Genomic DNA, 22,888 nt, shown 5'->3' with positions numbered 1-22,888 from the left:
GGCCCCGGGACCGCTGCCCGCACCCCGCCGTCAGGGGCGCGGGAGGGGGAGCTCGAACCAGACGACCTTCCCCACCGCCTTGCGGGCGGTGCCCCAGCGTTCGGCGAGCTTGGTGACCAACGTGAGGCCGCGGCCGGTCTCGCCGAGCTGTTCGGCGGGCTCCAGCGAGGGCAGGTTGTGGTTGTCGTCGCTGACCTCGACCAGCAGCTTGTCCACCCGGATCAGCTGGAGCTTGACCTGATCCCGGGCGACCCGGACGGCGTTCGTCACCAGCTCGCTCACCAGTAGCTCGGTGGTGTCGCTGAGCGCCTCCAGGTGCCAGCCGGCCAGCTGCTCGCGGACCAGCGAACGGGCCCGGCGGACCTCGCGGTGGTCCACGGTGAGGTCCCAGGTGGCCACCTCGGACGGGGCGACCCCGTCGAAGCGGGCCACCAGCAGGGCGACGTCGTCCTTGCGGTCGTCCGTGTGCAGCCGTCGCAGCACCTCGTCGCAGGCCTGCTCGGGGCTCTGCTGCGGGTCGATCAGGTTCCCGCAGAGCGCGGCCAGGCCCGCTCCTATGTCCCCGCCCCGGACCTCGACCAGGCCGTCGGTGCACAGCACCAGCATCGAGCCGTCCGAGACGTCGATGGTCTTCGCGACGAAGGGCACCCCGCCGACGCCGATCGGGGCGCCGGCCGGGATCTCCAGCAGCTCCCCGGTGCCGTCCGGGTGCACCAGGACGGGCGGGACGTGGCCGGCGCTGGCCAGCTCGCAGGTCCGGTTGATCGGGTCGTACACCGCGTACAGGCAGGTCGCGAGGTGGTCGTCGCCGAGCTTGTGGGCCAGGTTGTCCAGGTGGCGCAGCAGCTGGCCGGGCGGGAGGTCCAGGGCGGCGAGGGTCTGCATCGCGGTGCGGAAGCGGCCCATCGCGGCGGCGGAGTGGATGCCGTGGCCCATCACGTCCCCGACCACCAGGGCGACCCGGCTGCCGGGCAGCTGGATGGCGTCGAACCAGTCGCCGCCGACCTCGGCCTTGGGATCGCCGGGCAGGTAGCGGTGGGCGATCTGGACACCGGGGATCTGCGGCGGGCGGGTCGGGATCATCGAGCGCTGCAGGGTGGTGGCGACCCTGGCCTCGGCGCGGTGCAGCCGGGCGTTGTCCAGCGACAGCGCGGCCCGGACCGCCAGCTCCTTGAGGGTGGCGGCGTCGCTCTCGTCGAAGGGGGCGCGGTCGGGCAGCCGGAGCAGCTTGAGGATGCCCAGCACGGTGCCGCGGGCCGAGAGCGGGACGACCAGCATCGAGCGGCCGGAGACCACCGGGGCCAGCTGGGCGCCGCCGAGGGCGATCGCGTAGTCGACCGCGACGTCCGCGCTGACCACCGGGACCAGCACCGGCTGGTTCAGCTGCAGGGCCATCCCCGGCGGGGTGCGGCGGGGCATGGAGACCAGTGAGCCCTCGGAGAGCACGTGGTCCCAGGCGCCGCCGGTCTCGTTGTAGACCAGGGCGACCCGGCGCAGCATGGTGTCGTCGTCCGGGCGGGCGACCGGCAGCTCGGAGTCCGAGATCAGCCCGTCCACAAGGTCCACGCAGGCGAAGTCGGCGACCCGGGGGACCAGCACCTGGCAGAGCTCGCGCGCGGTGAAGCCGAGGTCCAGGGTGGTGCCGACCTTGCCGCCGACCTCGTTCAGCAGGGCGAGCTGCTCGCCGGCCTGGCCGTTGGTGAGGAACGGGCTGAGCCGTCCGGAGGCCGGGGGCGGGCTCTGGGTCCGGGTCTGGGCCTGCTGCTGGGCCTGGTTCTGGGCCTGGTTCTGGGCCTCGGGGTTCGCCGGGGCCGGGACGGGCACGGCGGCGGGCAGGGCGGTGGGCGCCGGGGCCGGGCCGGTGGTGGGCCCGGTGATGGCCGGGGCCTGGTCGGCGGGGGGCGTCGGGTGGCCGTTGGCGGACGACTCGACGGCGGCTCGGTCGATGGCCGTTCCTCCTCCGGTGGGTGCGGGTACCTCCCGGCCGGAGGCCGGGGGAGGGACGGCCGGGCCGCCGCCCGCGGTGGCGCCGCTGACGGCGGCGACGGACTGGGCGACGGGTTGGGGTACGGGCTGGACGGCCGGGCGGTCGATCGCCTCGCGCGGGGTGGTGTCGCGCTGGGCGGGTACGGGCACCGGGACGGCCGGGCGGCGGACGGGGGTGGCCGGCTCGGGCTGCGGCGGCGGGCCGACCCGGGCTGCTCGCTGCTGGGCCGTCGGATAGCGGCGGCCGAGGCCGGCGGCCGCGTGCGCCGTCCCGCCCTGGGCGTCGGCGGGCAGCACCGGCAGCACGGTCGTCGCGTCCAGCCGCAGGGCGGGCAGACCGCCGTGCTCGACCGCCGCCAGCAGCGGTGCGCGCAGCGCGGCGGGCAGCAGCCGGGCCAGCGGCTCGGGGACCCGGTCGGCGGGCCGGGTGAGCGCCGCGGTCAGCCCGTGGAAGCCTCCGCGGGCGGCGGGGGTGGCCGCGAACGGCAGCAGCCGCTCGCCGAGCGCGAGCCGCGGACCGGTGGTGCGCAGCGGGCGGGCGTCGGCGGCCAGCGTGAGCAGCCCGCCGGACGGGCCGGCCAGCGGGTAGGCCCACCAGAGCACGTCGCGCTGGTGCTCCTCGCGGTCGGTGACGGTCAGCCGCCCGGCCCAGGGGCGGCCGGCCGAGGTCAGCTCGGCGAGGGTGTCGAAGGCGTCGCAGGGGCGGCGGACGGCGCAGCGGCCGAGCACCCGGGACTCCAGGGCGGGCAGCAGGCCGGAGGCGGGGCGGTCGTGGGCGACCTCGGCGCGGTGGCCGAACAGCTCCTCGGCGGCCCGGCTCCACTGCGCGATCCGGCCGGACCGGTCCACCAGGACGGGGGCGAGCCGGAGCAGGGCGGCCACGCCCGTGGGCTGGTCGCCCGGTGCGGTCCCGTCGCCCGCCGGACGCGGTGTGGAGTTGGACTCGGCCACCATGGATTCGGTCTGCTCCCGCCTGGCCGCCACGCCTGGAGGCGGCCGTCTCTCCGGAGGAAGGCGCGCTGTGCGGATACCAGCGAATCACGGACCGGGCCGGGCTTGATACCGAAACGGGGAGATTCATCAGGATCGGTTGCGTGTCACGCGGCGCGCGCCGTCCGGTACCTCCGGTTCACCCGGACGGGGCCTTGGCGTACGGCGGTAGGGTGGCAGGCCGGGCCGCCCGCACGGCGGCCCGCAGGACGCAGCCGGCCGGACGAGACAGAGGCGAGAAGTGAGCGCGCAGAGCCCCGCCCGCTGGACGGACCCGGAGCAGCAGGAGCTGGAGGAGCGGGTCGCCGCCGCCGAGCTCGCCTGGCTCAGCATGGACGTGGACGTGCAGACGCTGCGGGTCGAGATCGACAACTTCGCCCTGATCCACCATCAGCTGCTCGGCCCGCTCTACGCCCGGCTGGACGAGCTGGACGCCCTGGTCGCCGAGGCCGTCGCGGCCCGCACGGGGCTGCCCGAGGACCGGCGCCGGGCCGCCGAGGCGCGGCAGCAGGTCGAGGAACTGCCGGACCTGGACGCGCTGTTCGACTCGGTGCAGGAGAAGCGGGAGCAGTCGGGACGGGAGCAGGCCGGGCAGGGGGAGGCCGGGCAGGGGCCCGAGGCGGCCCCGCCGCCGCCCGCCGTGCCCGCCGCGCCGGCCCGGGTGCGGCCGGGCAAGGAGGCCCAGCGGATCTACCGCGAGCTGGTCCGCCGTGCCCACCCCGACCTCACCACCGACCCGGCCGAGCAACAGCGCCGGGCCGACTTCCTCGCCCGGGTCAACCAGGCCTACGCGTACGGGGACGCCGCCGCGCTGGAGGGCCTGGCCGCCGAGTGGTCCACCGCGCCGGAGGCCGCACCCGGCGTCGACTCCCCCGACCGGCTGGACTGGCTGCGCCGCCGGCTGGACTGGCTGACCGCCAAGATCGCCGAGACCGCCGCGGAGCAGGTCCGGCTGGAACAGACCCCGATGGGCGAACTGCTCGCCCTCGCCCCGCAGGACCCGGACCGGCTGCTGGAGCAGCTGGCCGAGGAGCTGCTGGCCAAGGCCGCCGACCGGCAGGCCGAGCTGGAGCGGCTGCTCGACGGGCACCGGCCCGTGGACGGCCACCGGCCCGCGGGCGGGCATGGCCACGATCACGGCCACGGGCAGGCCCCGGTGGGCGACAATGGCACGGACCCGAACCGACCCCAGGAGAGCCACACGATGTTCGCGCAGATCCCCACCGCCGACGCCGCCGCCGTACCCGCCGATGCCGCCCTGCTGGACGTGCGCGAGCAGGACGAGTGGGACGCCGGGCACGTGGACGGCGCGCTGCACATCCCGCTGGGCCAGGTGATCGCCCGGCTCGGCGAGCTGCCCGACGAGAAGCTGTACGTGCTCTGCCGGGTCGGCGGCCGCTCCGCGCAGGTCGTCCAGTACCTGGTGCAGCAGGGCCGGGACGCGGTGAACGTCGACGGCGGGATGTACGCCTGGCAGGACGCCGGCCGTCCGATGGTGAGCAGCACCGGCCAGGAGGCCTTCGTCCTCTAGGGCCCCGGGGATTCTGCTCCGGGCCGCTCCGAGGCAGGATGGGCGCGCGAGCGTGCCGGTACCGGGCTGGAGAGACCATGGCGGAGACGACGGAGCGGCCGGGCCCCGGGCGGGCCTGGTCGAGGCCGGCGACGGCCGTGCTGGGCCTCGCCGGGGTGGTGCTGCTCGGCGGCACCGCACTGTTCCTTGCCGCGGTGTTCCTGCACGTCGCGCCCGCCAACTCGCTGTCCCGGCAGTACCGGGACGAGGTCGACGGCATCGTCTACCCGGAGTTCGAGCAGAACTGGAAGCTGTTCGCGCCCAACCCGCTGCAGCAGAACGTCAGCGTGGACGCCCGGGTGCGGACCGTCGCGCCCGGCGGGGCGACCCGCACCCACGACTGGATCGGCCTGACCGCGCAGGACCTCGCCGCGATACGGGGCAACCCGGCGCCCAGCCACGTCGACCAGAACCTGCTGCGCCGGGCCTGGGACTTCTACGACGGCACGCACAACCCGCAGGACGAGACGTCCACCGGGACGCGCGGCAAGCTCGCCGAGCAGTACCTCAAACGGATCGCGCTGCAGCGGATCGGTCGGGACCTGGACGGCGAGCGGATCCTGGAGATCGACTTCCGGGTGACCACGGCCACCGTCCCGCCGCCGACCTGGAACGGTGAGGCCGCGCCGCCCGAGCCCAAGGTGCGGGAGCTGCCGTGGTGGCCGGTCGCGGACGAGGACTACCGGGGGCTGCGCGGATGAACGAGGTGTCGGCGCAGAACCCGCGGTCGGCGGAGGAGCTGACGGCGGGCGGCGTTCCGCGGCAGGCGGGGGCGGGGGCGGAGGCTTCGGCGCCGTCGCGGCCTCGGGCAGCCGGGCCGGCCGGGCGGGCCGTGGCGGCGTTCACCGGGCGGGTGCTCGGGCGGCACCAGGCCGCCGTGGTGCGGATCGGGTTCGGGCTGGTCTGGTGCGTGTACCTGCTGCGCGAGTGGCCCAACCGGCGGGTGTTGTACGGCGACCGCTCCCCGCTGTCGCTGGACCTCGCCGAGCGGCTGCTCGGCGATGACGGGGCGTTCACCGTGCTGCCCTGGTTCGGCGGGCGGCTCTGGTTCGAACTGGTCTACCACCTGGCGGTGCTGGCGGCCCTCGGCGTGCTGCTGGGCTGGCGGACCAGGGCGAGCACGGTGCTGTTCCTGGTCACCGTGCTGTCGCTGCAGAACCGCGACGTCTTCCTCGGGGACGGCGGCGACAACGTCGTCCACCTGATGGCGGTCTACCTGGTCTTCACCCGCTGCGCCGAGGTCTGGTCGCTGGACGCCCGGCGGGGGCGGCTCGGGCGGTCCGGGTTCGGGCGGTCCGGGGCGGCGGAGGGGGCGGGGGTGGTGCTCTGGGTCCTGCTCGGGGCTGCCCTGGCGGTCTGTCAGCTCGGGGACTTCTCCGGGCAGAGCCTGACCTGGACCGGCCGGACCTTCCCGTACCTCGGCTGGGCACCGCTGTTCTGGGGGCTCTGGGGCGTGGCCGGGCTCTGGTGGGTGCTCGGCCGGCTGCGGCCGGACGGCGAGGCGCGGGCGGTGCTCGACGCGCTGGCCACCATGGTGCACAACTGCGCGATGCTGGTGATCGCCGTCGAGGTGGTGCTGATCTACGCCACGGCCGGCTGGTACAAGGTGCAGGGCTCGCGCTGGCAGGACGGCACCGCGCTGTACTACCCGCTGCACCTGGACTACTTCACGCCCTGGCCCGGGCTGTCCGCACTGGTCGGCTCGGCGCTGCTGCCGGTGTTCCTGATCTCCTACGGGACGGTGATCGTGCAGGTGGCCTTCCCGTTCACGCTGCTCAACCGGCGGGTCAAGAACGTACTGCTGGCCGTCATGATGCTGGAGCACGTGGGGATCGCGGTGCTGCTCGGGCTGCCGGTGTTCTCGCTCGCGATGATCGCGGCGGATGCGGTGTTCCTGCCGACCGGGGCACTGGTGTGGCTGGCGGGGCGGCTCGGCCGGGGCGGGCCGGTCGGGCGGCTCGGGCCGGGCGGTGGTGGGGTTCGGGGTACGCCCTAGGATGTCGGTATGTCCTGGTTCGCTGCGCTTCGTGACACCGCGCGGACCGGACTCACCCTCGACCGGGCCCTCACCGACCCCAAGCGGGCCGTCCGCGGGGCGGTCGCCGTCGCCCTGGTGCTCTTCCCGACGCTCGCGCTCGGCGGGGTCTCGCTCGCCACCTCGGCCGCGATGGGGGCGTTCATCGCCGGCTCGGCCACCTTCCAGCGCAGCTTCCGGCCCCGGGCCAGCCTCGCCGTCGCCGCCGGGGCGGGACTCGGCATCAGCACCTTCCTCGGCTACCTGGCCGCCGGCGTCCCCGGGCTGTTCCCGGTGCTGCTCGCGGTGTGGGCCTTCGGCGCCGGGCTCGCCTGGGCGATCGGGCCCACCGCCGGGGTCGTCGCGACCAACACCGTCTCGGTGATGCTGATCGTCGTCCAACTGCCGGTCAGCGTCACCGCCGCGCTCGGTCACGGGCTGGTCGCCGCCCTCGGCGGAGTCGTCCAAGCTGTCGTCATCACCCTCTGGCCGATCGGGAGCTGGAGCGCCCAGCGGGACGCCCTCGCCGACACCTACGCCGAACTCGCCGACTACGCCCGCCGGTTGCGCCAGGACCCGACCGCGCACGTGGACCCGGCGCCGTTCATGACCGCCCGGCACGCCGCCGCCCTCACCCCCTGGCAGGACCGGCACCGGCCGCCCGAGCTGCGCGGCCTGCGCGGCATTGCCGAACGGATCCGGCCCACCCTCGCCGCGCTCGCCGACCCCAGGATCGGCGCCCCCGAGGAAGGACCGGAACGGGACCGGGCCCGGGAGGTACTGGCCGCAGCCGCCGAAGTCATGGACGCCCTCGCCCGGGCCGTCCGCACCGGCGACCCCCTCCGGTTCCCCCGGTCCGCGCCCGCGCTCACCCTGGTACGGCCCGACGACGAAGGACCCCGGTTGCAGGGCGCCGCCCGGCGCTCCGCCCGACGGCTCGGCGGGCTGCTGCGCAAGGCCGCCGACACCCTGGACCGCAACGACGAGGAGACCATCACCACACCCGTCGTCGGGGCCGGCGGGGCACTGCACAAGCCGTCGATCGTCCGGATGCTGCCGGTGGCGCTGCGGGCCGTACGGCGGCAGCTGCGGCCGCGGTCGGCGATCTTCCAGCACGCCGTCCGGCTCGCCGCGGTGGTCACCGTCTCCTACCTGCTGGCCCGGCTCGCCGGCTTCCACCACGGGTACTGGGCGCCGATGACCGCCGCGATGGTGATGCGGCCGGACTTCGCCCAGACCTACAGCCGGGGTGTCGCCCGGCTGGCCGGGACGGTCGTCGGGGTCGCCGTCTCCACGCTGGTGGTGCAGCTCGCCCACCCCGGGGAATGGGTGCTGGCCGCGCTCGCGGTGGTCTGCATCGGCGGGGCGTACCTCGCGTTCCGCACCGGGTACGCGCTGACCACGGTCGGGATCTCCACGTACGTGGTGTTCCTGCTCGGGCTGCAGGCGGGGAACCCGCTGGTGACGGCCTTCGAACGGGTCGGGCTCACGCTGCTCGGCGGGACCGTCGCGCTCGTCACGTACGCGCTGTTCCCGACCTGGCAGACGGCCCGGCTAGGGGAACGGCTCGCCGAATGGCTGGCGGCGGCCGGGCGGTACGCGGGGGCCGTCGTCGCCTGCTACGAGGAGCCGGGGGCGCCGCGGGGGCGGGTGGTACGGAGCGCTCTGCTGGACTCGCGGGAGGCGCGGTCCGAGCTCCTGCAGGCGATGCAGCGGGCCGACGCCGAGCCGGGGCGGCACGAGTCGGGGCTGGCGGGGGTGAGCCGGCGGCAGATCGACCGGGCTCGGGCGGCGGTGGGGGCCCTTGGACGGGCGGCGGTGCTGTTGGAGGCGCATCTGCCGGGGGGCGATGCGGAGCCCGTGCCGGGGGCTCGGGAGTACGGGGAGGAGCTGCGGCTGGCGACGGCGGTGGCGGCGGGGGCTCTGTTGACGGGGCGGGGGGTGGAGTTCGGGGCTGTGCGGGGGGCGCAGGCGCGGTTGGAGGAGGGGTTGGCGGCGGCTGGGGGTGGGGCCGGGGCCGGGGTGCAGGGGGAGGTGGTGAGGGCGGGGACTCGGTTGGTGGGGCTGGCTTTGCGGGATCTGGAGCGGGCTTTGCGCGGGTCTTCGGGGGGTGGTTCTCGGGACGGCGGGGGTGTTCGGGGGGAGGGCAGGGGGTCGGGGATTCGGTGGGAGAGTGAGCGGTATGGGTGACGAGGAGCTGGTGAGGGCGTGGCGGGCGGCTGAGCGGGAGCCGGGGGCGGTGTTGCTGGACGGGTTTCATGCGGTGAAGCACGCGCTGCGGTTCGAGGGGGACGTTCGGTGGGTGTTGACCTCGGACCGGGGTGCGTTGTTGGCGTTGGCCGCGGAGTTGGCGGGGGACGTGGTGCCGGCTCTGGAGGGGTTGGCGGTGGAGCTGCCGGAGGCGGTGCTGCGGACCTTGGTGCCCCGGTTGCATCCGACCGGGGTGATGGCGTTGGGGGTGCGGCCTTCGGTGGGGGCGAATCTGGCGGTGCTGGGTGGGCGGGCTCGGCGGGCGCCGGTGGTGGTGTTGGAGAATCCGCGGAATCTGGGGAATGTCGGCGCGGTGATCCGGTTGGCGGCGGGGTTCGGGGCGACCGGGGTGGTGACCACCGGCGATCTGGATCCGTGGCACCCGAACGTGCTGCGGGGTAGTGCGGGTCTGCACTTCGCCACGGCGGTGGAGCGGTTGAGCCTGTCGGAGCTGCCTTCCGGGCCGCTGTACGTGTTGGACCCGGAGGGTACGGACATCCGGGACCTGGCTTTTCCGGACGATGCGCTGCTCGCCTTCGGGACCGAGCGGCACGGGGTCTCGGCGGAGCTCAAGGCGCGGGCCGACCGGTTGGTCGCGGTGCCGATGCAGTCGGGGGTGTCCAGTTTCAACCTGGCGACGAGTGTGGCGATGGGGCTCTTCCACTGGATGTCCGGGAAGCGCTGAGGCCGGGTCAGTGCGGGATGGCGGGCGAGTACTCGGGGTCGGTCCAGGTCAGCGGGGTGGCGTCGGCGAGTTCGAGGACGCCGGTGACGGTCAGTTCGACCATCCGTTCGGCGCCCGGGACGGCCTGGCGGGCCTGCTCGGACCAGTCGATGCGGGCCTCGCCGGTGACCAGCAGGGCCCCGCCGGTCTCCCAGTCGGGCAGCAGCAGGCCGGCCCGCGGGTCCAGTTCCAGGTTGCCAAGGGTCAGGAACATGCTGTTGCCCGGGTACTCCGGCCAGCGCAGCCGGTCGGGCGCGACGGCCTCCAGGAAGCCGGGGAAGCCGCCGCGGTGGGAGGCGTCCACGCTGCCGTCCGGGCCGGTGGTGGCGATGAAGAAGGTGTCCGCGGTGGCGGCGGCCAGGCGCTGTGCGGTGGTCAGCTGCGAGCCGGCGGTGACGGTGCGGGGCGGGCCGGCGGCCGGTCGGTCCAGCGGGGTGCGGCGCTGGATGTACTTCGGGCAGTTGGAGACCACTTCGGCGGCGTCGATCAGCAGCCCGCCCCGGCCGTCCGGGACGGAGCTGCCGTTGAGCCGCATCCGGCGCCGGCCGGCCGGGTCCAGGGCGATGGTGCCGACCCGGGCCGGGCGGGCCAGCGCCTCGGCCAGCGGGTCGGCGCCGATCGGGCGGGCGGCGACCGCCATGGTCCGCTCGTCCGGCGCCTGGAGGAAGCCGGCCGGGCCGGCCAGCTGGGTGGCCCAGACCCGGCCGTCCGGGTCGGCGGCGCCGACGACCAGCATCCGGCGCTCGGTCAGGAAGCGGGCGGCGACGGCGGGAATGGTGGTGCGGATCGACCGGCCGGCGTGGTCGGCGCGCTCGGTGCGGCCGGCCCGGGCCTGGGCGGTCCGTTCGCCGGCGTGGTACGGCGTGCTGATGGTGGTCATGGTCGGCTCCCCCGTGGTCGATCGGACTCGGCTGGGATTTAGAAGAAGCCGCAGGTCGGGGCGCCGGTGGTGGGGGCGGTGGCCGCGGTCTCGTGCACGCCGGTGCGGGTGTAGATCTCCAGCCGGATGCCGTCCGGGTCGGTGAAGAAGATGCCGCCGGAGGCGGAGCCCTCGCCGTGCGGGACGACGCCGTCGTAGGCGAACTCGGCGCCCAGCTCTCGCAGCAGCTGCTCGGTGGCGCGGACCTCGTCGAGGCTCTCGACCTCGAAGGAGAGGTGGTGCAGGCCGGGGTGGTCGGTGGCGAAGGTGCCGGTGCTCTGCTGCCAGAGGGTGACCACCAGGCGGCCGTCGCGGCCGAGCAGGGCGTAGCGGCGCTCGGGGTCGGTGCCCTCGTGGGTGACCTGGAGGCCGAGGACGGCGCGGTAGAAGTCGATCGAGCGGGTCAGGTCGGTGACGTTGAGGCCGACGTGGCCGGTCTGCAGGGTGCGGAGCAGGGTGGTGCTGGACATGGGTCACTCCCGGAGGGCTGGGCTTCCGGCGGCTGCCGCCTAACCGGTACTCATGAGAGTAGGAGTTAGGTGATGTGGCGTCAACCGATATGGGGAGTTGAAGGGGTTAGGTGCGGGGGTGGACGTGAAGGAGCCCCGTCGGACCTGGGGTCTGACGGGGCTCATGGGGGTGGGGTGGGGGGTGGGGGCTAGGACCACTCCCACCGGATGCCGATGTGGCCCGGCTGCTGGTCCGGGGCCAGGACGTGGGCGCTCGCCGAGGCGCCGATCCACAGCTGCTCGCGGCGGTGGTCGACGTCGGCGCCCGGCTCGCGGTCGTAGCGCTCGCAGTGCGCGGGGACGGCGGCCGGGTCGAAGTGGACCTGGAGCACGTACTCGCGCACCGGGGTGGCGAAGCGGCGGCTGTACTCCAGGGTCGGGCCGCCCGGCGGGATCTCCACCTCGTACTCGAAGACGGTGCTGTCGCCGAGGCCGAGCGGGCGGTCCAGCATCAGCTCGGCGACGGTGAGGCCGACCTCCGGGCGGCGGCGCACCCGGCCCAGCCGGCCGTGCCGCACCGAGGTGATCTCCGGGCAGCCGGTGGCCTCCTCGTCGGCCTTGTGCACGACCAGGCAGCGGCCGACGCCGCCGACGGTGGCGCGCACCACCTGGCGCATCCGCAGCAGGTTGGCGCGCCGCTCGTCGTCCACGTAGTAGGAGTCGTGGATGCTCAGGCGCTCCAGCTCGCCGGCCGGCGGGGCGTCCAGCTCGGCGAAGATCGAGGCGATCTCCTGCTCGCCGGGCCAGACGTCCTCCAGGCCGAGGTGCAGGGTGTTGGCGGCGGCGGCCCAGCGGCCGCGCGGGCGGGGCGGGCCGAGCAGCGAGGAGAGCGCGCTGTGCGGCAGGCCGAGCAGTTCCTCCAGCAGGTGGACGGCGCGCAGCGAGCTGGCCCGTTCGGGCTGGCTGCGGCCGCGGCGCCAGTAACTCAGCGTCGTGACACTGACCCTGACGCCCCGTTGGGCTAGGGCGGCGCGGATCCGGTCCAGGCTGAGGCCGCTGGCCTCGATGGCCAGGTGCAGGGTGTCCGCGAAGCCGCCGACCGGAGCGAGCCGGGTGGCGGGCGGCACCGGCGCCGGCGCAGGGGCGGAGCCGGGCGCGGGCGGCGCGGGTCGGTCCGTATGCGATCCGACCAGCCGCAGCCGCGCGGCGTCCTGAGGTTGCTGTGCGGCCATGCGGTAACCCTCCCCACCAGGTGAGTTCGGTGGGACCGGGCCGACGCCGGGGCGCGCCGCCAGCGGCTTCACCGAGCTTTGGGGAACCCTATGCACGGTCGAGAGGCTACGTCATCAGTCGTGCGTATGACAGTGGTCACGGCAGGTCTACCGGATGGTTATCGATCTTGAAACAGTCCGGAAACACGGGGCTTACCCGGGGCCCCGCAACCGGGACGCGACACCGCCGGGGCGGGCCCTGTCGGCGCCGCCCCGGCGGGGGTATCGGTGGAGCTACCTGCCGGTGATCAGCTGACGTTCAGCGCGACGTCGTCGATCACGAAGCTGGTCTGCTGGGACGAGTCCTCGGTGCCGGTGAACTTGATGGTCACGGTCTGGCCGGCGAAGGAGGTCAGGTCCAGGGTGCGCTGCACGTAGCCGGCGGCGGCGTTCACGTTGGAGTAGGTCGCCAGCGTGGTGCTGTTCGCCTGGACGGTCAGCTTGTCGTACGCGGTGGAGCCGGTCTCCGCGGTGTCGATGTGCAGCCAGAAGGTCAGCTTGGCGGAGGCGCAGCCGGCCGGGATGGAGACGGTCTGCGACAGGGTGTCGGTGTGGGCCGAGCCGTAGCCGTTCAGCCAGGCCTTCCAGCTGCCCGAGTGGGCGGCCTGGGAGGAGCTGTTGTCGACGACGCCGGTGGAGGAGGTCCACGGGGCGGCGGTGCCGGTCTCGAAGCCGCCGTTGCCGACCAGCTGGGCGGCGGTGCAGCCGCCGGACGGCGGGGTGGTGCTGCCGCCGAGCAGGGCGGTGTTCAGCGCGTCGGCGACCGGGGAGCCCCAGCCGGTGACCTGGTCGTAGCCGGCCTTCGCGGAGAAGTCCTGGTTGGCGCCGGTGCTCACGTCGTGGAAGGTGCTGCCGTAGCTGCTGCTGTTGGCGACCGAGTACAGCCGGGGGCTGGCCTCACCAAGGGCCGGCTGCCCGGCGGCCTTGGCCTTCTGGTTGAACTGGGCCGCGTAGCCGGACCAGAGCGGGGCGGCCGCGCTGGTGCCGCCGTAGACCTGCCAGCCGCCGGCCGTGTAGATCGCGAAGCCGCTCTGCGGGTCGGCGTTGGAGGAGACGTCCGGGACGGTGCGCATGGTGCCGCTGACGCCGGTGCCGGTCTGCCAGCTCGGCTTGGCGAACACGGTGGAGACGCCGCCGCCGGCGGTGCTCCAGGCGCTCTCCGAGGAGTAGGTGTTGCTGCTGGTCACCTTGAGGTTGGTGCCGCCGACGCCGGTCTGGTGCGGGCTGGAGGCCGGGAAGTCGACGGCCTTGACGGTGGAGCCGCTGGTGGAGCGGGTGCAGTCGCGGGAGCCGTCGTCGCCGGAGGCGGAGAAGATCGAGATGCCCTGGGCGGCGGCCTGCTTGAAGGCGTTGTCGACCGCGGTCATCGAGGCGGCGGTGGTGTCGGGCTCGCAGGAGCCCCAGGAGATCGAGATGACCGAGGCCCGGTTGTCGGCCACGATCTTGTTGGCCATGTCGATCTCGCCCTGGTCGCTGTTGGGGGCCTCGTAGACCAGCTGAGTGGCCTTGGGCGCCGCGCCGCGGACGATCTCGCTGTCCAGCTCGACCTCGCCCTGGCCCTGGCCGGGGGCGGAGTCGTAGTTCGCGCCGTCCACCGAGACGGTGGAGACGGCCGGGCCGGTCAGGCCGAACTGCGAGTCGTAGGTGGTCAGGTTCGAGGACTTGTAGCCGTCGAACTCCCAGAGGGCGACCGTCACGCCGGTGCCGTCCGCGCCGGTCTTGTTCAGGTTGTAGGCGCCGGTGTACTGGGCCGGGGTCGTCCCGCTCGGGCTCGCGGTGGCGGCGTTCGGGGTGATCGAGTTCGGCGTGGCCAGGCGGTTCTTGCGCACCGCGTGGTTGTCCAGGCCGCTCACGCCCTGGACCACGGAGGCCAGGTCGGACGGGATCGAGGCGGCGGCGTCGTTGGCGAAGAACGCGCGCTGCAGCTGCGGGTCGACGTACGCGCTCTCGTGGGTGCCGAAGGCCTGCGAGACCTGGGCGGAGGTGCCGTGGGCGTTGACCACCTGGCGGTTGGCACTCACCTCGGTGACGGTCAGGCCCTGGGCGGCCAGGTAGGTCTTGACCTGCTCGACGTCGGCCTGGGTCGGGCCGAACTGGGCGGTGAACTGCTCCGGCGTCAGGTACTTTCCGAACTCCGGCGTGCCGGGGGTGGCCACCGCGGTGAGGAAGCGGTCCAGGGCGTCGGTGTTGCGCAGCTTCAGGCTGACGGCCACCGAGATCTGCTGCTCGGACGGGACGTCGCCCTTCTTCTCCGAGTGGGCCACCGCGGGGTTCACGGTGTTCGGGAGGGAGACGCGCGGTGCGGCGTTAGGGGTGGCGGCCTGCGCGGCGGAGACGCCGAGCGAGACGGCGGTCAGCGGCAGCACGGCTATCGCCGCGGCGAGAGCAAGGGAACGGGGGCGCAACGGATCCTCCTCTGGCCGGCTGTGGGGGGCCGGCAAGGGGCCAGGCGTTCCGGGGTCGAGAACGCTGGCTCGAACATGACAGAACCCGTGTGCGAGTTGGCTCATGATCAAGCAATTCGTTGCTAAAAAACAGTCAAGTGTGGAGAGCGGGAAACTCCCGGATTCCATACAGTGAATGACCGGAATTCCGGAATCGGTCCATACCAATTCGCACCGCCGGGCGCGGACGTAGAATCGGCTGGAGCCGAGGGAGAACGATGACTGACGTGAAGGCGGACCCGAGGGACCCGCGACCGCTGATCGGCGAGCCGCTCGCGCTCGATCTGCTCAACACGCGGTGGGCCGGGACGCCCGTCAACGACCTGCTCGCCGGGGTCGAAGAGTACGGGATCTGGCTCTCCTCGGCCGGGCTGGCCGGCCGCTGCGAAGCCGACGACGCCGGGCTGGCGGCCATCCGGCAGGCCCGCGAGGCGATCCGGGCTGCCTCACAAGACGCGGGCGATCAGGGGGAGTTGAGCGCGCAGGCGCGGGACGGACTGGACGCGGTGCTGGCGCACGGGCGGATCCGGCGGACGGCCGGACCGGGCGGCGCCGAGGACCTGGTCGAGGCCGACCGGCCGGAGTGGCTGGCGCCCTGGCTTGCCGTGGACGACTTCCTCACGCTGCTCGGGCAGGGCGGCCGGCGGATCAAGCAGTGCGCGCACGAGGCCTGCATCCTGTATTTCTTCGACACCTCGCAGAACGGGCGCCGACGGTGGTGCCGGATGGCGGTCTGCGGGAATCGGGCAAAGGCCGCGCGGCACTACGAGAAGGCCCGGGGTTAACGGACGACCGAACGAAAGGTCGGCGGGCGCGGGTTGTCGCCGCGCCCGCCGGCGGCCGGTCAGACCGCGCCGAGCCAGCTGGTGAGGGCGGTGCGCAGCTCGCCCTGGCCGGGGTCGACGCCGGCCCAGGCGACGTAGCCGTCCGGGCGGATCAGCAGGACGGTGTCGCGCAGCTTGCCGTGCGGGTCGGCCGGCGCGGCGGAGACCATGCGGTCCGCCCACGGCTCGGCGGCGACCAGCTCGTCGTTGCTGACGAGGACGAAGGTGCCGGCGCGCAGCGCCTCGTAGAGCCGCTCGGGGGCGGCCGGGGCGCCCTCGGCAGGCTTGCTGAGGGCGGTCAGCCGCAGGTCCGGGACGCGCTTGCCGACCTGCGGGTGGGCGCCCTTGGGGGCCGGGTAGGAGAACTCGATGCCGGAGACCAGCCGGGCGCCGCGCTCGGTGACCAGGTCGAGGTGGCCGCCCAGCGCGGTGAGCGCCCCGCGCAGGGCGCGGGTGGGGGCGGACTCGGCGAGGGCGAGCCGGATCAGGGCGCCGGAGGTGCGCAGGACGGTCTTCCCGACCGGATGCCGCTCCGTCTGGTAGGTGTCCAGAAGGGCGTCGGTGGCCCGGCCCCGGACGGCGGCGGCGAGCTTCCAGGAGAGGTTGGCCGCGTCCTGCAGGCCGGTGTTCATGCCCTGGCCGCCGGCCGGGGAGTGGCAGTGGGCGGCGTCGCCGGCCAGGAAGACCCGGCCGGAGCGGTAGTTGGGGACCTGGCGCTCGTCGCTGTGGAAGGTGGAGCTCCAGCGCACGTCGTGCAGGCCGTAGTCCTCGTCGAGGATGCCGCCGAGGAGGGCGGTGAGCTGTTCCGGCGAGGGGGAGGCGCCGTCCTCGAAGCGCTCGTTGCGGTCCCAGGCGATCACCCGGTACCAGCCGTCGCCGAACGGGGCGACGAAGGCGAAGCCGGCCTCGTTGGCGCCGACGGTGATCGCCCCGGCGGGCTCGCGCTCCAGCCGGACGTCGGCCAGCACCACGGAGTCGACCACGGACTCGCCGGGGAAGGGGATGCCGAGCAGGTCGCGGACGGCGGAGTGGACGCCGTCGGTGCCCACCGCGTAGCCGGCGCGGAAGGCCCGTCCGTCGGCGGTCTCCAGGGTCACGCCTTCGGCGTCCTGGCGCAGCCCGGTCACCTCGGCGCCGCGCACGAGGGTCGCGCCGGCCTTCTCGGCGCGCTCCAGCAGCAGCCGTTCGACGTTGTACTGCGGGGTGATCAGGACGAACGGGAAGCGGGTGGGCAGCGAGCCGAGGTCGATGCCGAGGCGGTCGAACAGCTTCAGCGCGCCGAGCGGCCGGCCGGTGGCGATCAGCTCGTCGGCCAGGCCCCGGGCGTCCAGCAGCTCCAGGCTGCGGGCGTGCACGGCGAAGGCCCGGGTGAGGTTGGACTCGGCGGCCCGCTTCTCCAGCACGGTGACGCCGACCCCGGCGGCGGCGAGGTCGCCGGCCAGCAGCAGTCCGGTCGGTCCGGCGCCGACGATCAGGACGTCGGTTTCGGTCGTCGGCTTCACGGCCATGTATCAGCTCCCGTTGCTCTGAGGTCGGTTGGACGCCGTTCCCGGCGTTCTCCCAGCCTCCATCATCCCCGGCGGGCGGCGGCCGCGAACCGCCGGGCCCCGGCGGTGGGTGACCGCCGGGGCCCGGAGCGGGAAGTGCGCAGTGCTCAGCTGTGCCGGCGGATCTCCACCGTACGGAAACGGTTGGCCACGAAGGCGCCGTCGCAGTAGGCCGAGTTGGCGGCCGGGTTGGCGCCGGTGCCGTGCAGGTCGGAGAAGGCGGCGGTCTGGTTGGGGTAGACGCCGCCGGTGAGGTTGAGCGAGAGCGAGACGCCGGAGTCCAGCGCGGCCTCGACCAGCAGCGCCTCCACCTCGGGCGAGGTGGTGTAGCCGGAGGCCGTCATGGCGCCCTTCTCGCGGACCGTGGTGCGCAGCAACTCGACGCCGGCGGCGGTGGATTCGACGGCGACGGCGAAGGAGACCGGGCCGAAGCACTCGCTGCGGAAGACCGAGCGGTCGTCCGGCTTGTCGGCGTCCAGCTTGACCAGGGCGGGGGTGCGGACGGTCGCGCCGGGGAAGTCGGGGGCGGTCACCGTGCGCGGGGCGAGGACGAGTTCGCCGTACTCGCCGCCGGCCGCGGCGGCCGAGCGCTGCAGCACGCCCGGGTTGACCACGGCGCCGAGGATGGCGGCGGCGCGGGCGTCGTCGGAGAGCAGGCCCTCGATGGCGCCGGCGAGGTCGGCGACCACCTGGTCGAAGGACTTGTCGCCCTGGTCGGTGGTGATGCCGCCGCGCGGGATCAGCACGTTCTGCGGGGTGGTGCACATCTGGCCGCTGTAGAGCGAGAGCGCGAAGGCCAGGTTGCCCAGCATGCCCTTGTAGTCGTCGGTGGAGTCGATGACGACCGCGTTGACGCCGGCCTTCTCGGTGTACACCTGCGCCTGCTTGGCGTTCTCCTCCAGCCAGTCGCCGAAGGAGGTGGAGCCGGTGTAGTCGATCATCTTGATCTCGGGGCGGACGGCGAGGGTCGCGGCGACGGTGCCGCCCTCGTGCTCGGCGGCCAGGCAGACCAGGTTGGGGTCGAAGCCGGCCTCGGCGAGCACCTCGCGGGCGATCCGGACGGTCAGTGCGAGCGGCAGTACGGCCCGCGGGTGCGGCTTGACCAGCACCGGGTTGCCGGTGGCCAGCGAGGCGAACAGGCCCGGGTAGCCGTTCCAGGTGGGGAAGGTGTTGCAGCCGATCAGCAGCGCGAGGCCGCGCGGGACGACGGTGAACTCCTTGGTCATCACCAGCGGCTCGCGCTTGCCCTGGGGCTTCGTCCAGCCGGCCTGCTTCGGCAGCCGGGTCTGCTCGGCGTACGCGTAGGCGACGGCCTCCAGGCCGCGGTCCTGGGCGTGCGGGCCGCCGGCCTGGAAGGCCATGCCGTAGGCCTGGCCGGTGGTGTGCATGACGGCCTGGGCGAACTCGTGGGAGCGGACGTTGATCCGGTGCAGGATCTCCAGGCAGACGGCGGCGCGCTCCAGCGGGGAGGCGGCGGCCCAGCCGGGGCGGGCGGCGGAGAGCGCGGCGATCAGCGCGTCCGGGCCGGCGTGCGGGTAGGTGATGCCCAGCTCGATGCCGTACGGGGAGGCCTCGCCGCCGACCTGGTCGCCGTCGGTGGGGTGGCCCTCCAGAGCGAAGGGGGCGCCGAGCAGGGCGTCGAAGGCGGCCTTGCCGTCCGCCGGGCCGCTCTCGCCGTAGGCCTTCGGGAACTCGGGGTAGGGCGACCAGTAGTCGCGCTTGGCGGCGGCGTCGAGCGCGGCGTCCAGGGTGGCCTGGTGGCGCTCGACCAGCTCGCTGACGAGGGGGTGGGTGACCGCTGCGGACATCTGTGCGCTCCTCAAGGGGGAGGACGGGACACGTCACAGAGTAACCGAACGATCGGTCGGCTCAAGAGGGTGCGGTGGCGGGATCGCGCCGGAACGCGCGGAGGGCGCGTCCGTGGCGGACGCGCCCTCCGGTGCTGCTGCTGTGCGGGGTCTACGGCACGCCCAGTTCGAAGATCACGTACCCGGCGTACCAGCCGGAGGCGACCGCACCGGTGCCCAGCACCGCGGCCAGCACCGGCCAGCTCAGCTTGCGCATCCCGATCGCCAGCGCGATGAACAGCGGGAACGCCGGCAGCAGGTAGCGCGAGACGTTGCCGAAGATGCCGAGGCTGCCGAGCACCGAGACGATCGTGGCCAGCGTGTAGGCGGTCAGCACCAGCGGCGGGCGCAGCCGTACGAGCAGCACGATCAGCACCGGCAGGGTGAACACGATCAGGGTCGCCAGGAGGTCCGGCACCGGGAAGGCGAACGGGTAGTCGCTGCGGCCCAGCAGCACCCCGCGGATCGCGTGCCAGGTGCCCTGCCCCCAGTCGAAGTAGTGCAGCCAGGCGTCGTGCTGCAGCCGGAAGTAGCCGCCCCACTCGCCGGTCTTCCAGCCCACCCAGCCGACGTAGCCGAGCAGGCCGATCGGGGCCAGCAGGATCGCGGCCAGCGGGCGCAGCACCCCGCTCTCCCGCCGGTACAGCTCGACCAGCGCGGCCAGGCCCACCGCGCCGATCAGCGCCGCCGCCGTCGGCCGGTTGAGCCCGGCGACCAGGGTGATCACCCCGGCCGCGACCCACTGCCTGGTCATCACGCAGTAGCAGGCCCAGGCGGCCAGCGCGACGAAGGTCGAGTCCGAGTACACCGCCCACTCGGCGCCCGAGCCCGGGGCGATCGCCCAGATCCCGGCCGCGATCACCCCGGCCCGGACGTCCCCGGACAGCTTCTCCACCACGGCGTAGATCCCGGCGGCGGCGAACAGCGAGGCCACCACCGACACCAGCATCCCGGCGCCGTACAGACCGAGGCCGGTGACGTCCGAGGTCAGCCGCATCAGGCCCGGGTACAGCGGGAAGAAGGCGGCCGAGTTCTGTTCGATGTTGAAGCCCTCCGGCCCCGCGATCGGGACCAGCGCCGGGTGGTAGCCGAACTGGGCGACCTGCTGGTACCACCAGCCGTCCCAGCTGGCCGGCACGTCCCACGGGTTGGCGCCGCCGCCGAACCGGGCCGGCTTCCTGGCGTAGTCGCCGGCGAAGGAGAGCAGCTTCATGAAGATCGTGAAGCCGATCAGCTTGAGCAGGGCGTAGCACCAGACGGCCGGGCCGAAGCGGACCGCCAGCGCGCGGGCGCGGTCCAGCCGACCGCGTGAGGCGTCCCCCGGCTCCTCGCTGCGCTGCTCGGGCACATCGGAGGCGACTGCCGGTATTGCGTTCATCAGCCGTGGACCCCAGCCTGCTGGACGTGGACGGATCGTCCGCAGATTCTAGGGCTTCCCTTCCACGGCGGGTGTGGACCAAGCGGACCCGATCGCGTACCGCACGGGGCGGCCGGGGATACTCGGAGGATGGCCGATCACACCACGCGCACCGCCTACACCGTGGAGTCACTGCTCGCGGTGACCGTCGACGTGTTCAACGAGCGCGGTTACGACGGCACCTCGATGGAGGACCTGTCCCGGGCCGCCAGGATCTCCAAGTCCTCGATCTACCACCACGTCCGCGGCAAGGAGGAGCTGCTGCGGCTGGCCGTGGGGCGGGCGCTGGACGGGCTGTTCGCGATCCTGGCCGAGCCGGCCGCGGTCGACGGCCCGGCGGTGGAGCGGCTGGAGCACGTGGTGCGGCGCACCGCGGAGGTGCTGCTGGCGGAGCTGCCGTACGTGACGCTGCTGCTGCGGGTGCGCGGCAACACGGCCACCGAGCTGTGGGCGCTGGAGCGCCGCCGGGACTTCGACCACCAGGTCGCCGAGCTGGTGCGGGCGGCGGTCGCGGACGGCGCGCTGCGCGCGGACGTGGAGCCGCGGCTGGCCACCCGGCTGCTGTTCGGGATGATCAACTCGATCGTGGAGTGGTACCGGCCGGGGCTCAAGGGCGCCGACGGGGTCGCGGACGCGGTGGTGCACCTGGCCTTCGACGGGCTGCGGGCGCGGTAGGTCCGTCGCCCCGCCTCGTCCCCGCCTCGCCCCCCCCGCGTCGGCCCGCGAGCCGAAGGGGCGCGCCGGTGCCGAAAGGGAGAAGCGAGGAGGCCCGAGGAACGAGGGCCTTGGAGCGACGACCGTCGGCACCGGGTCCGAGCGCCCCGGAGGCGAGTGGGCGCCGATCTAAGGAGTCTGTGGGTCCGGGGGGACCTGGTCGGTCTCCTCGAAGACCAGCATGGTGCGGGTGCCGAGCACCTGGGGGATGGACTGGATGCGGTTGAGCACGAGCTCCCGCAGGGTCCGGTTGTCGGCGGTGTGCACCAGCAGCAGGACGTCGAAGTCCCCGCCGACCAGTGCGATGTGCGCGACCCCCGGCAGCTCCAGAAGTTGCTCGCGGACCGTGCGCCAGGAGTTCTGGACGATCTTCAGGGTGATGTACGCGGACGCGGCCTGACCGGCCCGTTCGTGGTCCACCCTGGCGGTGAAGCCGCGGATGACGCCGTCCTCGACCATTCTGGAGATCCGGGCGTACGCGTTGGCCCGGGACACGTGCACCCGCTCGGCCACCGAGCGGATGGAGGCGCGACCGTCCTGCTGCAGCAGCCGCAGGATCGCCCGGTCGACCCGGTCGAGTCTGGACATCTGTTCAGCCGACATGACCCCCCACCCTCACCGATTGGACGCACTGCCACCAGTCGACCGCCGATCAGGCCGAATGTCCACCACCTTGTCACGCTTCTGGTCAAGATGAACAGACGACCGAACAATCGGTAGGGAGCCCCCGCGACCCCTGGAGGTGCCCCGAGATGACCGTTCTCGACCACAGACACCACACCGGTGTGCCCGGTTGGCTGCCCGGGGCCACCGCCCCGCGCACCGATCCGGCGCCCCTCCTGCCGGACCCCTCCCCCGTCCGGGTGCTCGGCACCCCCGGGCTGGAGAAGTACGACCCGGCGCTGCTGCGCGAGCTCTACCGGCGCCTGGTCGTCGGCCGCCGGTACAACCAGCAGGCCACCACCCTGACCAAGCAGGGCCGCCTCGCCGTCTACCCGGCGTCCACCGGGCAGGAGGCCTGCCAGATCGCCGCCGCGCTGGTGCTCGACGAGCGCGACTGGCTCTTCCCCAGCTACCGCGACACCCTCGCCGTGGTCTCCCGGGGCGTGGACCCGCTGGAGTCCCTGACCCTGCTGCGCGGCAACGCCCACACCGGCTACGACCCGCGCGCCACCCGCACCGCCCCGCTCTGCACCCCGCTCGCCACCCAGGCCCCGCACGCCGTCGGTCTGGCCCACGCCGCCCGGCTGAGCGGCGAGCCCGCCGTCGCGCTGGCGATGCTCGGCGACGGCGGCACCAGCGAGGGCGACTTCCACGAGGCACTGAACTTCGCGGCCGTGCTCAACGCGCCGGTGGTCTTCCTGGTGCAGAACAACGGCTACGCGATCTCCGTCCCGCTCAGCGCTCAGTCCGCCGCGCCCAGCCTGGCCCACAAGGCCGTCGGCTACGGCATGCCGGGACGGCTGGTGGACGGCAACGACGCGCCCGCCGTGCACTCGGTGCTGGCCGAGGCGGTCGAGCGGGCCCGCAGCGGCGGCGGCCCGACCCTGGTCGAGGCGCTGACCTACCGGATCGAGGCGCACACCAACGCCGACGACGCCACCCGCTACCGCACCGAGCCCGAGGTGGCCGCCTGGCGGGAGCACGACCCGATCCTGCTGATGGACCGCGCGCTGCGCGAACTCGGCGTCCTGGACGACGCGTTGGTACAGGAGGCGGCGGAGGAGGCGGAGGCGCTGGCGGCCCGGATGCGGGCCGAGTTCCACGCCGAGCCGGAGCTCGACCCGATGTCGCTGTTCGCCCACGTCTACGCCGAGCCGACCCCGCAACTGCTGGAGCAGGCCGCCCAGTTGTCCGCCGAGCTGGCCGCCGAGGCCGAGGTGCAGCACTGATGTCGACAGCATCCCACCCGTCGCCCACCC

Annotated in this window: 17 protein-coding genes; 8 read left to right on the top strand and 9 right to left on the bottom strand. The window is 73.8% G+C overall.

What is annotated here, in order from left to right; genetic code table 11:
* Nucleotides 1-30 precede the first annotated feature (30 nt).
* Nucleotides 31-2,970: an ATP-binding SpoIIE family protein phosphatase gene (locus CRP52_RS15285; protein ID WP_257032502.1), complete on the bottom strand. Its 2,940-nt coding sequence runs from the start codon at nt 2,968-2,970 to the stop codon at nt 31-33.
* 247 nt (nt 2,971-3,217) lie between these two features.
* Here CRP52_RS15285 and CRP52_RS15280 point away from each other — a divergent pair, with 247 nt between their 5' ends.
* From CRP52_RS15280 to CRP52_RS15260, 5 genes are all read left to right on the top strand, one after another.
* A complete protein-coding gene (locus CRP52_RS15280) occupies nt 3,218-4,507 on the top strand; it encodes a rhodanese-like domain-containing protein (protein WP_097236907.1) in 1,290 nt (429 codons plus the stop codon).
* Between the two features lie 77 nt (nt 4,508-4,584).
* Nucleotides 4,585-5,247, top strand: coding sequence for a DUF5819 family protein (locus tag CRP52_RS15275; RefSeq protein ID WP_097236906.1), 663 nt, complete (start codon nt 4,585-4,587; stop codon nt 5,245-5,247).
* Complete coding sequence (locus CRP52_RS38200; protein WP_097236905.1) at nt 5,244-6,542, top strand: HTTM domain-containing protein; 1,299 nt, start codon at nt 5,244-5,246, stop codon at nt 6,540-6,542. The genes CRP52_RS15275 and CRP52_RS38200 overlap by 4 nt, the downstream gene beginning before the upstream one ends.
* A 9-nt stretch (nt 6,543-6,551) precedes the next feature.
* A complete protein-coding gene (locus tag CRP52_RS15265; RefSeq protein WP_097236904.1) occupies nt 6,552-8,750 on the top strand; it encodes an FUSC family protein in 2,199 nt (732 codons plus the stop codon).
* A complete protein-coding gene (locus tag CRP52_RS15260) occupies nt 8,743-9,495 on the top strand; it encodes a TrmH family RNA methyltransferase (protein ID WP_097236903.1) in 753 nt (250 codons plus the stop codon). Before CRP52_RS15265 ends, CRP52_RS15260 begins: the two co-directional genes overlap by 8 nt.
* Nucleotides 9,496-9,502: 7 nt before the next feature.
* Here the strand turns inward: CRP52_RS15260 and CRP52_RS15255 are convergent, their stop codons facing one another.
* The 4 genes from CRP52_RS15255 to CRP52_RS15240 form a co-directional block, all read right to left on the bottom strand.
* The gene (locus CRP52_RS15255; RefSeq protein ID WP_097236902.1) at nt 9,503-10,414 is read right to left on the bottom strand and encodes a pyridoxamine 5'-phosphate oxidase family protein; all 912 of its coding nucleotides are present in this window, start codon (nt 10,412-10,414) and stop codon (nt 9,503-9,505) included.
* Nucleotides 10,415-10,452: 38 nt separating this feature from the next.
* Complete coding sequence (locus CRP52_RS15250) at nt 10,453-10,923, bottom strand: VOC family protein (RefSeq protein ID WP_097236901.1); 471 nt, start codon at nt 10,921-10,923, stop codon at nt 10,453-10,455.
* A gap of 188 nt (nt 10,924-11,111) precedes the next feature.
* Nucleotides 11,112-12,134: a hypothetical protein gene (locus CRP52_RS15245; RefSeq protein ID WP_097236900.1), complete on the bottom strand. Its 1,023-nt coding sequence runs from the start codon at nt 12,132-12,134 to the stop codon at nt 11,112-11,114.
* A gap of 287 nt (nt 12,135-12,421) precedes the next feature.
* Complete coding sequence (locus CRP52_RS15240; protein ID WP_218893090.1) at nt 12,422-14,578, bottom strand: protease pro-enzyme activation domain-containing protein; 2,157 nt, start codon at nt 14,576-14,578, stop codon at nt 12,422-12,424.
* A gap of 257 nt (nt 14,579-14,835) precedes the next feature.
* On the opposite strand from CRP52_RS15240, the gene CRP52_RS15235 reads away from it, so the two are divergent.
* On the top strand, nt 14,836-15,402 hold the full coding sequence (locus tag CRP52_RS15235) for a CGNR zinc finger domain-containing protein (protein WP_097236898.1): 567 nt from the start codon (nt 14,836-14,838) through the stop codon (nt 15,400-15,402).
* A gap of 59 nt (nt 15,403-15,461) precedes the next feature.
* Here the strand turns inward: CRP52_RS15235 and CRP52_RS15230 are convergent, their stop codons facing one another.
* From CRP52_RS15230 to CRP52_RS15220, 3 genes are all read right to left on the bottom strand, one after another.
* Nucleotides 15,462-16,949: an FAD-dependent monooxygenase gene (locus tag CRP52_RS15230; RefSeq protein ID WP_097236897.1), complete on the bottom strand. Its 1,488-nt coding sequence runs from the start codon at nt 16,947-16,949 to the stop codon at nt 15,462-15,464.
* A 146-nt stretch (nt 16,950-17,095) separates the two neighbouring features.
* Nucleotides 17,096-18,796, bottom strand: a complete 1,701-nt coding sequence (paaN, locus tag CRP52_RS15225) for a phenylacetic acid degradation protein PaaN (protein WP_097236896.1) — start codon at nt 18,794-18,796, stop codon at nt 17,096-17,098.
* A gap of 151 nt (nt 18,797-18,947) precedes the next feature.
* On the bottom strand, nt 18,948-20,213 hold the full coding sequence (locus CRP52_RS15220) for a glycosyltransferase family 39 protein (RefSeq protein WP_097236895.1): 1,266 nt from the start codon (nt 20,211-20,213) through the stop codon (nt 18,948-18,950).
* Between the two features lie 129 nt (nt 20,214-20,342).
* On the opposite strand from CRP52_RS15220, the gene CRP52_RS15215 reads away from it, so the two are divergent.
* Nucleotides 20,343-20,927, top strand: coding sequence for a TetR/AcrR family transcriptional regulator (locus CRP52_RS15215; RefSeq protein WP_097236894.1), 585 nt, complete (start codon nt 20,343-20,345; stop codon nt 20,925-20,927).
* A 168-nt stretch (nt 20,928-21,095) separates the two neighbouring features.
* Here the strand turns inward: CRP52_RS15215 and CRP52_RS15210 are convergent, their stop codons facing one another.
* Nucleotides 21,096-21,569 carry an Lrp/AsnC family transcriptional regulator gene (locus CRP52_RS15210; RefSeq protein WP_257032501.1) on the bottom strand — a complete coding sequence of 158 codons (474 nt, stop codon included), beginning with the start codon at nt 21,567-21,569 and terminating at the stop codon, nt 21,096-21,098.
* A gap of 149 nt (nt 21,570-21,718) precedes the next feature.
* Between CRP52_RS15210 and pdhA the strand changes: the two genes are divergently transcribed.
* Complete coding sequence (pdhA, locus tag CRP52_RS15205) at nt 21,719-22,858, top strand: pyruvate dehydrogenase (acetyl-transferring) E1 component subunit alpha (protein ID WP_097236892.1); 1,140 nt, start codon at nt 21,719-21,721, stop codon at nt 22,856-22,858.
* Nucleotides 22,859-22,888: the final 30 nt, after the last annotated feature.

This window comes from Streptomyces sp. 1331.2 (assembly GCF_900199205.1).
GTDB lineage: Bacteria > Actinomycetota > Actinomycetes > Streptomycetales > Streptomycetaceae > Kitasatospora.
Note: the sequence above shows the minus strand (reverse complement) of the source record. Positions and strands in the feature narration are given on the sequence as shown.